The organism is Duncaniella muricolitica, from assembly GCF_910574735.1.
Lineage (GTDB): Bacteria > Bacteroidota > Bacteroidia > Bacteroidales > Muribaculaceae > Duncaniella > Duncaniella muricolitica.
This window is the reverse complement of record NZ_CAJTCF010000092.1, coordinates 1-13,299: the sequence shown is the minus strand read 5'-3', so window position 1 is coordinate 13,299 and position 13,299 is coordinate 1. Positions and strand designations below refer to the sequence as shown.

The following is a 13,299-nucleotide window of genomic DNA, read 5'->3' as shown; positions in this document are numbered from 1 at the left end:
CGGAATTGACCCGAACAAGACTTTAAATGCTAAACTTGTCAAAGAACTCCTTGGCTTGGCGGTAGATGCCGCTTAGCCTATGAATAATTTTTTAACGAACTATTGATAGTTGGGTCAAAGGTAGCCTTTTTTGTCAAGATGTGCAACTCGGCATATTTAAATTAAAACTTTTTAAGAAGGCGTGTGCTATAGATGGGGGAGCATGTGTTTTTTGGTGAGATTGAATAAATCCAATCAAAACACCAATAGTACAGATAAAAACAAAGGTCTATTTTACATAATGCCGATTATGAGAAAATAAACCTGTTTATTTAATTATGAAATCGTATTATGTTAAGTACGGAGATTACGCTGAATACGCAGATGGATTCTCATCATCGGTGTGGTCGAGATAAAAACAATTGCATTGGCCAGGTGCCGATTTTGTGTGATAGATAATATGTAAGTTTATATATCAATGATGCTCCCGGTTGTCTGCACTCCCAGTCGCATACTTCCGGGAAAAGCTTCACCCAACGCTCCAGAGATTCTTTTCTCAAATAAATATTTTTAATGTCCCGCTTCAATCGTTGTAACATTGCAAGTCGGCTTGCATCAAGTCCATGTGATGCCATAAAGTTATCTATAAGATTCAGGCATTGTATCCTTTGAGCGATAATTTGCGGGCTATTGAGCTTTGACGTGATTGATTGCTCACTTTTTATATAATGATAATAGCTTTTATTTGAATTGTGCCCGATGGTTTTGCTTACGGCAAACACACGAGCCATAAAACCAACGTCTTCAGAGCAGTTGATATCAGAAAAGAATTCCAAAGAATTGTCTGTGATGATACTTCGCCTTACCATATGAGCCCACAACGTGAATATATAGTAGCGGTTGCTACATAAAACATCCATCGGTGTATTTACTGATGGCAGTCTAATTAAATTTTGGCTATTATTCTCGTATTCAACCATATAGTCACAAGATACTATGTCGTAATCGCGTCTTGAGGCTAATGAATACATGTCCTCATAAAGTGTTGTGTCAACCCAATCATCAGGGTCACAGTGTATTACGTATAATCCTTTGGCCTGTTTCAATCCTATGTTCCGGGCTGCTGCCAGGCGGAAGTTAGTAGGCAGATTGATGATTCTGATCTGATCTCGACGATTGGGGTATCGGTCAATAACCGATTGAAGCACCTCTATTGAGCGGTCGGGAGTACAGTCATTGACAAAAATGTATTCAATATCATCAAGGGTCTGTCGGAATAGTGATTCAGCACATTTTTCAATGCTGTTTTCCGCTCCATATATAGGTATTATTACAGATAACTTAGGCCGCATGATTACAATTTTGTTACAAAAATAAATGTTTTTAGTCAATTTTTCAGTGTAAAAGGTCTAAAATTTGGCAGGTAAATTTATTTAGTCTATTTTTGTCGCAGATAAAGCCTCATAATATATTTATAATTTACTTATATGCAACCGCTCTTTTCAATCATCACAGTTACATATAACGCATCAGCAACTGTCCGCCCTACCCTTGCAAGTGTCAAGGAGCAGACTTGTCGGCTTTATGAGTATATTGTCATAGACGGATTATCATCGGACAATACAGTTGATATTGTAAAAGAGGCAGAAATAGAAAATTGTGTCGTTACTTCCGAGCGTGACCGCGGACTGTATGATGCAATGAACAAGGGGCTGGGACTTGCCAACGGCGACTATGTGATATTTCTTAATGCCGGTGACACATTTCATACGCCGAATACACTTGAACATTTTGCCGAAGCCATAATGGACAATGACTATCCGGGAATTGTATACGGACAGACTGATATAGTCAATGCCCGACGCGAGCGCATCAGATCAAGACATTTCACGGCCCCCGAAACTCTGACACTCGAAAGTTTCAGCAATGGTATGGTGGTATGTCATCAGGCTTTTGTCGTGCTTCGCAAACTCACAAATAATTTTGATACGCGTTACAAATATTCTGCTGATTACGAATGGTGTATCCGCTGCCTGCAACGGTCTCTCCGAAACCAGTATCTTGACGAAGTCGTGATTGACTATCTCAACGAGGGAGTCACTACGAATAATCGTTGGCGGTCTTTATTTGAAAGATTCAACATAATGACGTATTATTACGGATTCCTACCTACCCTATTTCGTCATATAAAGAAAGTGATAAAACTTCTGGTTTGAAAATCGGAATTGACATGAGGTGGGGTATGACAGACATATGTCTTATCATATCTTCACTTTGTCGGGATTTTTTGCGATAAAGTCTTTCCACGACTTGGGCCCGGAAGTTATAGTCGGTCGGGATGATTCGTAGAAATGGCATAAAGCGGCTGCCAACCCGTCGGTTGCGTCAAGTTCGAGATTGGCAAGTTGATTTTCAGAGATTGAGAGCATTCGTCTCAAAAGTTCTCTTACTTGCTCCTTTGAGGCTGCACCATTTCCGGTGATAGCCATTTTGATTTTACGTGGTTCGTATTCGGTAATTGGTATGTCTCGAGAGAGGGCGGCTGCCATAGCAACCCCCTGAGCTCTCCCTAGTTTAAGCATCGACTGGACGTTTTTGCCAAAAAATGGTGCCTCAATGGCCATTTCATCCGGCAGATACTCTTCGACAAGCCCGAGCACACGCTCAAATATGCGCCGCAATCTCAGGTAGTGGCTTTCAAATTTATTGAGTTTCACCACTCCAAGTGCTATAAGTGACGGTTTCTTGCCATTCACGCCAATCACTCCGTAGCCCATCACGTTTGTACCCGGATCAATGCCGATGATTATACGGTCAAAGTCTTTTGTTTGAAGCATCACGGATGTAGTCGTTCCATATATGTAGTGAAAAACAATATCCGTTCGCCATGCTTCCCGCTGAGTAAGCCACGCAATGAGGCGGCCTCATTGTCATGCCATGTCTGAGCAGACTCTACCGACTCCGCTACAAACTGTACGGCATAGCCCGACATGCCCTCCTGCGGCTCCATGAGCAGACGCGCCACAGAAGGTTCGCCAAGTCCGGCTTTCATGGCCGATGAGAGATACTCCTGTTGGAGCCACTGATGAAACAGACGGTCAATAGACTCGTGGACATAGAAGGTTGTATTAAGAATTATCATGCTTTTTAATAATGGATTTACGTGTAGCTTTCAGATAACATGCGACAAACGCCAATATTGTGAGGAGAATGCCGAGGCTACAAGCTATCAGTTTGTCAGTGAGACCGAGGAACTGAGGAGATATGAATACGAAATATGACACAATAAATGTCATCACCAATGCGGGGACAAGAGCAACCCAATAGTTTTTACCCTCCTTGACAAGCCACACATATATGGTCCAGAGCGTAAATACAGCAAGTGTCTGGTTTGCCCATGCAAAGTATCTCCACACTACACCAAACTCAACAAGGGTTATCGCGAATCCGATTACAAAAAGCGGTATGCAAATTACGAGTCGCTTCATTATGGGTCGCTGGTCATAATTGAATATGTCGGCCACAATGAGACGGGCTCCGCGAAAGGCTGTGTCGCCCGATGTTATGGGCGCGACGACTACACCAAGCAGTGCGAGAAAAGCACCGATATGTCCAAGCGTGGTGTTGGATATTACATCGACGGCCCATGCGGCATTGTTGCCGTGCTCGGCTAATTGCTCGCCAAGAGCTGTAGGGCCGTGGAAAAATGCCATTGCAATAGCAGCCCATATAAGAGCAATGATGCCTTCAGAAATCATGGAACCGTAGAATACCGATTTGCACTTTTTTTCGCTTGTGACACATCGGGCCATCAAGGGTGACTGAGTGGCGTGGAATCCGGAGATGGCACCACAGGCTATGGTAATAAAAAGTGTGGGTATAATCGGTAGGGCTTCGGGGTTGAGCTGATAATTATGGAGAGTGGTCAGTTCAGGTATCGAGTATTGCCCGGTAAAGAGCACGATGAGCAACCCCAGAGCCATTGCCACGAGAGCCACACCAAACACAGGATAAATCTTGCCGATAACCTTATCGACAGGAAGCAGAGTTGCGATAATGTAATAGGCAAGAATCAGGTAGACCCACACCTGCATGGATAATCCCTCTACCATTGATGACAGCAACTGGGCCGGGCTGAGAATAAAGACCGCTCCGACAAGTATCAGCAGGGCTATGGAGAAAATGCGCACGACCATACGGGTGCGGTTGCCGAGATAAATTCCTATAATCTCGGGAAGACTTTTTCCATCGTTACGCAGGATGAGCATGCCAGACAGATAATCATGCATGGCTCCGAAAAATATACATCCGAGGGTAATCCACAGGAAAGCTACCGGGCCGAAGCATGCTCCTAATATGGCTCCGAATATCGGACCGGTACCGGCAATGTTGAGCAACTGGATTAGAAACACTCTCCATCGCGGTAGTTTCATGTAGTCGACGCCGTCCTCCAAGCGCAGTGCAGGAGTGGGCCGTGTGTCATCGGCATCAGCAAGTTTTTCGAGGTATGTACCGTAAGTGAAATATGCTGCAACAAGTAAGGTAAGGCAAATTATAAACGTAATCATTGTTTTTGCAGTGTGTAATGTGCTAAGATATATCTAACAACGGAGATTTTGCACATTTATTCCATACGAGAGAATAATTTTTTCGCATTACCGGTTGTTACATCCGCTATTTCCTCCAAGTCGAGCGACAGGGCATCGGCAATCATTCGAGCGGTCTCCGCAACATAGGCTGTTTCATTACGTTTCCCGCGATAAGGCACCGGGGCAAGATATGGCGCATCGGTTTCGAGCAGAATCCGCTCCGCTCCGATGGCCGGAAGCACATCGCGCAACTTGGAATTTTTGAATGTCACGATGCCGTTTATACCGAAATAAAAATCGCCACGCTGCCTTATACGCTCCACGTCATCGGCATTCCCTCCAAAGCTGTGGAATACTCCACTGACGCGCCCTCTGAAGTCGTCGAGCACTTCGAGTGTCTGATCGAGTCCGTCGCGACAGTGAATTATTACAGGAAGCCCGGCTTCCGCCGCCCATCCTACCTGCATTTCAAATGCCTCCATCTGCTGCGTGATATAGGTCTTGTCCCAATATAAATCAATCCCAATCTCGCCGACCGCAACGAAGTCATCGGTATTAAGCTGTGTGGCAATGGTTTTGATGTCATCACGCCACCTCTCCCCTACTTCAGTCGGATGCAGACCCATGGCCATATGTGTGATGTCGGGATATTGTTCATGCAACCGACGCATCGGTGCAATGGTGGTACAGTCGACATTAGGCAATATCATCTGTGCCACACCGGCATTGATAGCCCGTGTCATCACCTCAGTCCTGTCGGAGTCAAACTCCGGCAGGTAGAGGTGGGTATGAGTGTCGATTAGTGTCATTTACTTATCGCGTGTAGCTGATTTAAGAGCCAAGTCCATGAAAAATACGCGAGCCTCGGGCGATAGCTCTATGTTGTCAAGGTTCTTTATTGCCGTGTCGATATACGCACTGATCAGTTCGTGAATACGTTCGGGAAGATTGAGCGCGTTATATACCTCTCTTACCTTAGAGATTTTTTCCTCAGGATTGGTGTTGTCCCCAAGCAGCGAGCGCACGGTGCCGGTGGTGTCTTCGTTCATGGCCATGATGAGAAGCCATGTCTTCTTGTCGTTGAGTATGTCTCCGCCTATGGCTTTACCGAATGTTTCAGGATTTCCGTAGGTGTCGAGATAATCGTCCTGAAGTTGGAATGCAAGGCCGAGATTTACTCCATAATCAAAAAATCTCACCTGCGTCTCAAAAGGAGCTCCGGCCATGAGTGCGCCCATTGCGCATGCACAACCGAGAAGGACCGATGTCTTGAGCCGTATCATCTCCATATACTCCTCGACGGTTACATCGTTGCGGCTTTCGAAGTCCATATCATACTGCTGGCCTTCATAGATATTCATGGCTGTGCCGTTAAACAACTCCAGAGCCTGCGCAAGCTGCTCGCCGGCTTTGACTGCGAGCAGCATTGTCGAGGTTGTGAGCATGGCATCGCCCGACAGGATGGCTGTCTCTTCATTCCATTTGATATGTACGGTGGGGCGTCCGCGTCTCACATCGGCTTTGTCCATCACGTCATCATGCAGCAGTGTGAAGTTGTGAAACATCTCAATTGCTATCGCCTGGTGTATGGCGGTCATCGGTTCTTTACCCATAGCCTCGCATGCGGCAAGGGTAAGCACCGGACGGAGTCGTTTGCCTCCGCAGTCGAGAGTGTATCGTATAGGGTCATACAGTCCGGCCGGCTGTTCAGGCAGACGCAGGTTGGATATAGCGTCTTTGATTATTTGCAGATATTCTGAGTATTCTTTCATGGGGCTGTTAAGAGGATGTGTTAAAAACACAGGGGACAGAGCGAAGGGCTCTATCCCCCTATATTATGTAACTGATTATCGGTTATTTCTTGCGACGTTTTTTCTTTCCATGCGATTTGTCGGCGAGTACTTCTTTGACAGAGGCCTTTTTACCCATGTGATCCTCACCCTTCAGAGCCTGGCCTTTATCATCGAGAAGCACGAAATCAAGCTGTTTCTTCTCGAGGTCGGCTCGGGCTACCTTGATGTCGACATTGTCGCCAAGGCGGTAACGATGATTGCGACGGCGACCTACAAGACAATGATTCTTTTCGTCAAAGTCATAAAAGTCATCGGCCAGATCGCGCATCGGCACGAGACCTTCACACAGATTGTCGTTGAGTTCTACATAGAGTCCCCATTCGGTAACACCGGAGATTATACCTGAATATGTCTCTCCGAGGTGTGATTGCATGTATTCGACCTGTTTGTATTTGATGGATGCTCTCTCGGCATTGGCTGCAAGTTGCTCCATTTCGCTTGAATGCTTGCATTGCTCCTCGAGTTTCTGCACCACCACACTACGGCCGCCGGCGAGATAACGTTCAAGCAGACGGTGTACCATCATGTCGGGGTAGCGACGTATAGGGGATGTAAAATGAGTGTAGTAGTCAAATCCAAGACCGTAATGGCCGATATTGTCGGTGGTGTAGATTGCTTTTGCCATAGAGCGGATGGCAAGTGTGGCAAGATAGTTTTCCTCGCCTTTGCCCTTGACCTCGGCAAGCATACGGTTGATGGAGCGGTTGATTTCACGCGGTGTGCCGGACGACTTGACTTTATATCCGAAGTTGCGGGCTATAGCGGCAAAGTCGGCAAGACGCTGCGGATCGGGCACATCGTGGACACGATACACAAACGCCTTTGGCTTCTTCTTGTCCTTGGGTTTGCCCACATATGTCGCTACAGTCTTATTGGCAAGCAACATGAACTCCTCGATGAGTTTGTTGGCGTCCTTCGACACTTTAAAAAATACGCCAAGCGGTGTGCCGTCTTTATCAATATCAAATTTTACCTCTGCGCGGTCAAATTCTACCGAACCTTCCTCATACCGGGCTTTGCGGAGTATCTTGGCCATTGAGTCAAGAGCCAGAATAGCCTCCACGCAGTCGCCCATGCCTGTCTCTATCACGCTTTGCGCTTCCTCGTAACTGAATCGGCGGTTGGACTTGATGACCGTGCGGCATATCATGGAGCTGTATATCTTGGCCTGGGCATCCATCTCGAAAATGACGGAAAAAGCAAGTTTTTCTTCATCGGGACGGAGTGAGCATATGCCGTTGCAAAGATGCTCGGGGAGCATCGGCACAACCCTGTCGACAAGATATACCGATGTGGCGCGCTTTTGTGCTTCCTTATCTATAATGGTGTCGGGCTTGACGTAATGAGTAACGTCAGCGATGTGCACGCCCACTTCGTAGTGGCCGTTGGGCAATAGACGAAATGAGAGAGCGTCGTCAAAATCTTTAGCGTCGGCAGGGTCAATGGTGAATGTGAGCACATCGCGCATATCGACACGTCGGGCTACTTCCTCGTCAGTAATGCCGGCTCCGATTTTGTCGGCTGCTTTCTCCACAGCCTGAGGATATTTATACGGCAATCCAAACTCTGCGAGAATGGCATGGATTTCAGCAGTATTTTCACCGGTCGCACCGAGGATGTCGACAACCTCACCTGTGGGATTTTTGAAGTCATCCTTCCATTCGGTAATTTTTACCACAGCTTTATCGCCGGTCTTGCCACCTTTTAGCTTGCTTTTGGGTATAAATATATCGGTGGAAAGAAATTTGGAGTCGGTGAGCAGGTAGCCGAAATGACGGTCTACCTTGAGTGTTCCGATAAACACCTGTTCTTTTTTCTCGATAATCTCTATAACCTCGGCCTCGGGCTCTGCTCCCCGGCGGTGGGCTGCGATATTTACTCTTACACGGTCGCCGTTAAGCGCGTGCATTGAATTACGTTCGGCTACAAATAGTGTTTCGCCGTCGGTGTCGGTGACAACCGAGTTTTTGCCGTTGCTGCGTCGTACAAACGTGCCGATAGCCTCGTTGCCTCGTTGCGGTGACTTGTATTTGCCGGGCGAAACTTCAATAATCTCTCCATTAAATGCCATTTCAACGAGCTGGAGTGCGACATTTCGTTGCTGAGCCGGAGTGCCGGCCCCTATCGCATGCGAAACCTGCTTGTAATTATAAGTGTTGTTTTTCTGCTGTGCGACAAACTCCTCGACTTTTTTTATTATTGCCGAGGCTTTGCGCCCTGATGCAGTGCTTGATGATGATTTTGACATAGTGGATGATTTTTAGTGAGGGAGAGTGCAAAATGTCTGTATGTGTGTATTGCCGGAGTGGTGAACTTTCAGCAGACATACCGGCATCTTGCATCTCTCACTTAATATAATAGCCAAAACGGATGAATGGTTCAATAATGAACGGAGGTCAGGCGTCGATGTTGGCGTAATTGGCGTTTGACTCGATAAAGTCGCGACGCGGTGCCACATCCTCGCCCATCAGCATCGAGAAGATGCGGTCGGCTTCAGCGGCATCAGTGATGTTAACCTGTTTGAGCAGACGCTGCTCGGGATCCATGGTGGTGTCACGAAGCTCTTCGGCCGACATCTCGCCAAGACCTTTGTAGCGTTGCACCTTGGTCTTGTCACCGTGCTGAGCTATGAACTGCTGCACCTGGGTTTCGGTCCAGCAATATTCCTCATTCTTGCCGCGGGTACACTTGAACAATGGCGGTGTGGCAAGATAGAGATAGCCGTTTTCGATGATGGGGCGCATGCGACGGAAGAAGAATGTCATGAGAAGCGTGGCAATGTGGCTGCCGTCCACATCGGCATCGGTCATGATGATAATCTTGTGGTAAGCAAGGCGCGAGATGTTGATTTCCATGGGATCCTCCTCCGTGCCAATGGTTACACGCATGGCACGATAGAGGCTCTCGATTTCCTTGTTGTCGAGAATCTTGTGGTCCATGGCTTTCTCGACATTGAGGATTTTGCCTCGCAGCGGGAGGATGGCCTGGAATGTGCGGTCGCGGCCCTGCTTGGCTGTACCACCTGCCGAGTCACCCTCGACGAGAAACAGTTCACAGTCTTCGGCATGACGGGAAGAACAGTCGGCAAGTTTACCGGGAAGGCCGCCGCCCGAAAGAGGTGATTTGCGGAGTATCTTGTTGCGCGCATTATAAGCGGCATGACGGGCCTGAGCAGCCAGAGCTACTTTTTCTACGATTGTGCGGGCCTGCTTGGGATGTTCCTCAAGATAATTGCGGAGAGCTTCGCTCACAGCCGATGATACAGCTCCGGCTACTTCGCTGTTGCCGAGTTTGGTCTTGGTCTGTCCCTCAAACTGAGGTTCGAGCACTTTTACTGAAATTACGGCTGTGAGACCTTCGCGGAAGTCATCGCCGGAAACTTCAACCTTGACCTTCTCAAGCAGCTTGTTATCCTCAGCATATTTTTTGAGAGTGGTGGTAAGACCGCGGCGAAATCCGCTGAGATGTGTGCCACCCTCTATGGTGTTGATGTTGTTTACAAACGAGTGTACATTCTCGTTGTAAGAGCTATTGTATGTGAGAGCCACTTCGACGGGGATTCCCTGTCGCTCGGTATTGAGATGTATTACGTCGTTGATGAGCGACTCTTTGTTGGAGTCGATATACTCTACAAACTCACGCAGACCCTCTTTGGAGTAAAATACCTCACGACGGGGGTTGCCTTCTGCGTCGAGCTGACGCATATCGGTGAGAGTCAGTGTGATGCCCGCGTTGAGATATGCAAGGTCGCGGAGGCGTATCGCGAGGGTGTTGTAGTCATATTCAGTGACTGTAAATATCGAGCCGTCCGGCTTAAAGGTTATGGTCGTGCCTGTGGTCTCGCTTTCGCCGATCACCTTGAGCTCGGTAGTGGGTTTGCCGCATGAATATTCCTGCATATATACCTTTCCCGAACGGCGCACTTCGGCACGGAGATAAGTTGACAGCGCGTTAACACAGCTCACACCTACGCCATGAAGTCCACCGGATACTTTGTAGCTGCCTTTGTCAAACTTACCACCTGCGTGGAGCACAGTGAGTACGACTTCAAGTGCGCTTTTGTGTTCTTTTTCGTGCATGTCAACGGGTATGCCTCGGCCGTTGTCCACAACGGTTATGGAGTCGTCGGGGTTGATTGTCACTTCAATATGTGATGCAAACCCGGCCAGGGCCTCGTCAATGGAGTTGTCGACTACCTCATAGACCAAATGGTGAAGACCCTTGGCACTGATGTCGCCAATATACATGGCGGGGCGTTTTCTTACAGCTTCAAGACCTTCGAGCACCTGGATATTGCTGGCACTGTATTGTTCTTCTCTCTCTCTTTCTTCTTCTGACATATCTGAATATGTTTATATTTTTCTTGCGTTTTCAGCATACAAAGTTACGCAAAAAACTTCAAATATCAAAGAAGAAAATATCTCACAAAAACGGCGCGAATTGCGTCTGACGGGTCTTGGCGGCAGAAAGTGTCGTTGCCGAAAGAACTTTAGTCGTTTACCATTATCTGAGAGATGCGATGTTCGAGGTCGGTTGAACTCAATCGTGTGTGCAACACTCCCTTATGTGCTACAGAGATATTGCCGGTCTCCTCCGACACGACTATGGCAAATGCGTCGGTGGCCTGTGATATGCCGAGCGCAGACCGATGGCGCAATCCGAGAGCTCTAGGGACATTACGGTCATGACTGACAGGAAGGATGCACCCCGCGCTGCGTATGCGGCCGCGATCGATTATCATCGCTCCGTCATGAAGAGGTGAGTTTTTGAAAAACACATTCTCTATAAGTCGTGAATTGATGTCGGCATCAATAATATCACCGCTTTTTTCATATGATTCGAGCGACATCTCCTGCCGGATAACTATCAGTGCGCCGGTCTTGGTCTTAGCCATGTTCATGCATGCGTAAACAATGGGCAACACATATTTTCTGGTGTCGTTTTCGCCATCGTTTTTCTCATGACGGAATAAATTTTTAAGGAACCGCCATCGCTTGTGGTCGCCAAGCTCGACAAGGAAGCGTTTTATCTGGTCTTGAAACAAAATGACCAGTACAAGCAATCCGATACCCATAAACTGATCAAGGATTGTCCCGATCAGTTTCAGGCTCAGTATCTGGGTGGTAAGAACCCATACGACTATAAAAGCGAGGACACCAAAAAATATATTAATTGTGCCGCTTTCTTTCATTATCCTGTAAAGATAAAAAAGAAGCAGTGCCACGATGGCTATATCGAAGGCGTCTCTTATGCCGAACTGTTCCAAATTTTCTGTAATTATTTATTAGACAACTGATACATCCTTAACGCAGCTACTGCTTCGGCTACGTCATGAACTCTGATTATTGATGCGCCGCGCATGAGCGCGATTGTGTTGAGTGCGATTGTTCCGGCTAAAGCATCGGCAGAACTAATATTAAGACTTTTGGTTATCATTGATTTGCGCGATATGCCCACAAGGAGAGGCGCATCAAGAGTCTCGGCAATGATGTCAAGATTGCGCATCAGATCAAAATTTTGTTCGATGGTTTTGCTGAAGCCAAATCCCGGATCGATAATCACATCCGCAACTCCTGCAAGGCGCAGTTTTCGCAGTTTGACTGACAAATCATTCACGACATCGGCCGTAACGTTTTTGTAGTCAGTCATTGACTGCATGGTAGCAGGTGTGCCACGCATGTGCATCAATATATATGGTACGTGCAACTGTGCTACAGTGCTCCACATGTTATCATCAAGGCCTCCTCCCGAGATATCATTTATAATATCTGCGCCGTATGATTCTACTGCCACCCGAGCCACATCGGCCCTGAATGTGTCAACCGAGATAATGGCGTCGGGAGCTATCTGCCGTATGGCCGTCATTCCTTTAGCTATACGCATTGTCTCCTCTTCCACACTCACATCGTCGGCTCCCGGACGTGAAGAGTATGCACCTATGTCAATTATGTCAGCACCTTCATCAAGCATCTTTCTGACACGGGCTTTTATGGCGTTGTCATCATATGTGCGAGAGTCTGCAAAAAATGAGTCGGGTGTGACATTGACTATCCCCATCACAAGGGGACGATCGAATGTGTATAATTTTCCTCGTATATTTAATGAGAATGGGCGGAATACATTCATGAATTATGGCTGCATTGAATCCCTGGAGACGGGATTGTATATATGATTGCGAAATTAACAAAAAAAGTCCAATCCACAAAAGTAATGACACCGTTTTTTTATTTGACGAGAACTGCGATATGGTAAAAACAAAGAGGCCTCTCCTCCCGGAGTGACCCCTTTGCCGTCTTAGCAATAAGACTCTACAAACCTAACATAAAAACACATTTACTATTATGCAATTCGTTTACGGTAATCTATGCATCAATTTATACGAAAAGTGGTATCCACTGACGTCGTTCCGTATGCTTGTTCTTTATCTAATGAGATTTATTCAAATTTATTTCTACATTGCAAAATTACAACCTCTTGTCATCTTTGTCAAGGAAATAAGACGCCAATTGAGACGATATTTATGGGTTAAATTTGCTATATAATTGATTTTTAGTAGTGTATAATTTGTGTGATTCGCGTGGTTATATAGCTGAAATTTAATCCAAGGAGTATCAAAAGTTAAGTAATATATGTATTATTTGATAACAAAATGTTAAAAACCCGCTGGGTGGACAGGCGGGTTTTATGAGATGGATTTTATTTTCATTACATCTGCTTCAAACGAATCTCGGTCAATGGCGCGACTCTTGAATTTATTACGATAAGTATATATTCAATGATTCGGTAAAAATTACAGAAGTAGTTGAAACTTAAGTTAATATAACGAATTATCAAATACAAATGAATCGCCAAATCGTTCATTATAAAAAAACTTAGCG

11 protein-coding genes are annotated in these 13,299 nt (G+C 46.4%); 1 reads left to right on the top strand and 10 read right to left on the bottom strand.

Annotation, left to right across the window (positions count from 1 at the left end):
• Positions 1 to 374 precede the first annotated feature (374 nt).
• A complete protein-coding gene (locus QGT73_RS15315; RefSeq protein ID WP_280123010.1) occupies positions 375 to 1,331 on the bottom strand; it encodes a glycosyltransferase family 2 protein in 957 nt (318 codons plus the stop codon).
• A gap of 135 nt (positions 1,332 to 1,466) precedes the next feature.
• On the opposite strand from QGT73_RS15315, the gene QGT73_RS15310 reads away from it, so the two are divergent.
• On the top strand, positions 1,467 to 2,195 hold the full coding sequence (locus QGT73_RS15310; RefSeq protein WP_280123009.1) for a glycosyltransferase family 2 protein: 729 nt from the start codon (positions 1,467 to 1,469) through the stop codon (positions 2,193 to 2,195).
• A gap of 45 nt (positions 2,196 to 2,240) precedes the next feature.
• On the opposite strand, the gene ruvC is transcribed toward QGT73_RS15310, so the two are convergent.
• The 9 genes from ruvC to folP form a co-directional block, all read right to left on the bottom strand.
• Entirely contained in the window at positions 2,241 to 2,816 is a 576-nt protein-coding gene (ruvC, locus tag QGT73_RS15305) for a crossover junction endodeoxyribonuclease RuvC (RefSeq protein WP_280123008.1), read from the bottom strand.
• Positions 2,816 to 3,121 (bottom strand): DUF4286 family protein, encoded by a 306-nt coding sequence (locus QGT73_RS15300; protein ID WP_280123007.1) that lies wholly within the window; start codon positions 3,119 to 3,121, stop codon positions 2,816 to 2,818. The genes ruvC and QGT73_RS15300 overlap by 1 nt, the downstream gene beginning before the upstream one ends.
• Positions 3,108 to 4,547: a carbon starvation CstA family protein gene (locus tag QGT73_RS15295; protein ID WP_280123006.1), complete on the bottom strand. Its 1,440-nt coding sequence runs from the start codon at positions 4,545 to 4,547 to the stop codon at positions 3,108 to 3,110. Before QGT73_RS15295 ends, QGT73_RS15300 begins: the two co-directional genes overlap by 14 nt.
• 56 nt (positions 4,548 to 4,603) lie before the next feature.
• Positions 4,604 to 5,377 carry a TatD family hydrolase gene (locus QGT73_RS15290; protein ID WP_280123005.1) on the bottom strand — a complete coding sequence of 258 codons (774 nt, stop codon included), beginning with the start codon at positions 5,375 to 5,377 and terminating at the stop codon, positions 4,604 to 4,606.
• On the bottom strand, positions 5,378 to 6,340 hold the full coding sequence (locus QGT73_RS15285) for a polyprenyl synthetase family protein (RefSeq protein ID WP_280123004.1): 963 nt from the start codon (positions 6,338 to 6,340) through the stop codon (positions 5,378 to 5,380).
• 82 nt (positions 6,341 to 6,422) lie between these two features.
• A complete protein-coding gene (gene rnr / locus QGT73_RS15280) occupies positions 6,423 to 8,669 on the bottom strand; it encodes a ribonuclease R (RefSeq protein WP_280123003.1) in 2,247 nt (748 codons plus the stop codon).
• 148 nt (positions 8,670 to 8,817) lie between these two features.
• Positions 8,818 to 10,761, bottom strand: coding sequence for a DNA topoisomerase (ATP-hydrolyzing) subunit B (gene gyrB / locus QGT73_RS15275; protein WP_280123002.1), 1,944 nt, complete (start codon positions 10,759 to 10,761; stop codon positions 8,818 to 8,820).
• 149 nt (positions 10,762 to 10,910) lie between these two features.
• Positions 10,911 to 11,687: a diadenylate cyclase CdaA gene (cdaA, locus tag QGT73_RS15270; RefSeq protein WP_280123001.1), complete on the bottom strand. Its 777-nt coding sequence runs from the start codon at positions 11,685 to 11,687 to the stop codon at positions 10,911 to 10,913.
• Positions 11,688 to 11,698: 11 nt separating this feature from the next.
• A complete protein-coding gene (folP, locus tag QGT73_RS15265) occupies positions 11,699 to 12,478 on the bottom strand; it encodes a dihydropteroate synthase (protein ID WP_280123011.1) in 780 nt (259 codons plus the stop codon).
• Between the last annotated feature and the right edge of the window lie 821 nt (positions 12,479 to 13,299).

Excerpts from the sequence above, each read along its gene's own strand:
- folP (WP_280123011.1), bottom strand. The coding sequence starts at position 12,478 with ATGGGGATAGTCAATGTCACACCCGACTCATTTTTTGCAGACTCTCGC.
- QGT73_RS15315 (WP_280123010.1), bottom strand. The coding sequence starts at position 1,331 with ATGCGGCCTAAGTTATCTGTAATAATACCTATATATGGAGCGGAAAAC.
- gyrB (WP_280123002.1), bottom strand. The coding sequence starts at position 10,761 with ATGTCAGAAGAAGAAAGAGAGAGAGAAGAACAATACAGTGCCAGCAAT.
- QGT73_RS15300 (WP_280123007.1), bottom strand. The coding sequence starts at position 3,121 with ATGATAATTCTTAATACAACCTTCTATGTCCACGAGTCTATTGACCGT.
- QGT73_RS15295 (WP_280123006.1), bottom strand. The coding sequence starts at position 4,547 with ATGATTACGTTTATAATTTGCCTTACCTTACTTGTTGCAGCATATTTC.
- QGT73_RS15285 (WP_280123004.1), bottom strand. The coding sequence starts at position 6,340 with ATGAAAGAATACTCAGAATATCTGCAAATAATCAAAGACGCTATATCC.
- QGT73_RS15290 (WP_280123005.1), bottom strand. The coding sequence starts at position 5,377 with ATGACACTAATCGACACTCATACCCACCTCTACCTGCCGGAGTTTGAC.
- rnr (WP_280123003.1), bottom strand. The coding sequence starts at position 8,669 with ATGTCAAAATCATCATCAAGCACTGCATCAGGGCGCAAAGCCTCGGCA.
- ruvC (WP_280123008.1), bottom strand. The coding sequence starts at position 2,816 with ATGCTTCAAACAAAAGACTTTGACCGTATAATCATCGGCATTGATCCG.
- QGT73_RS15310 (WP_280123009.1), top strand. The coding sequence starts at position 1,467 with ATGCAACCGCTCTTTTCAATCATCACAGTTACATATAACGCATCAGCA.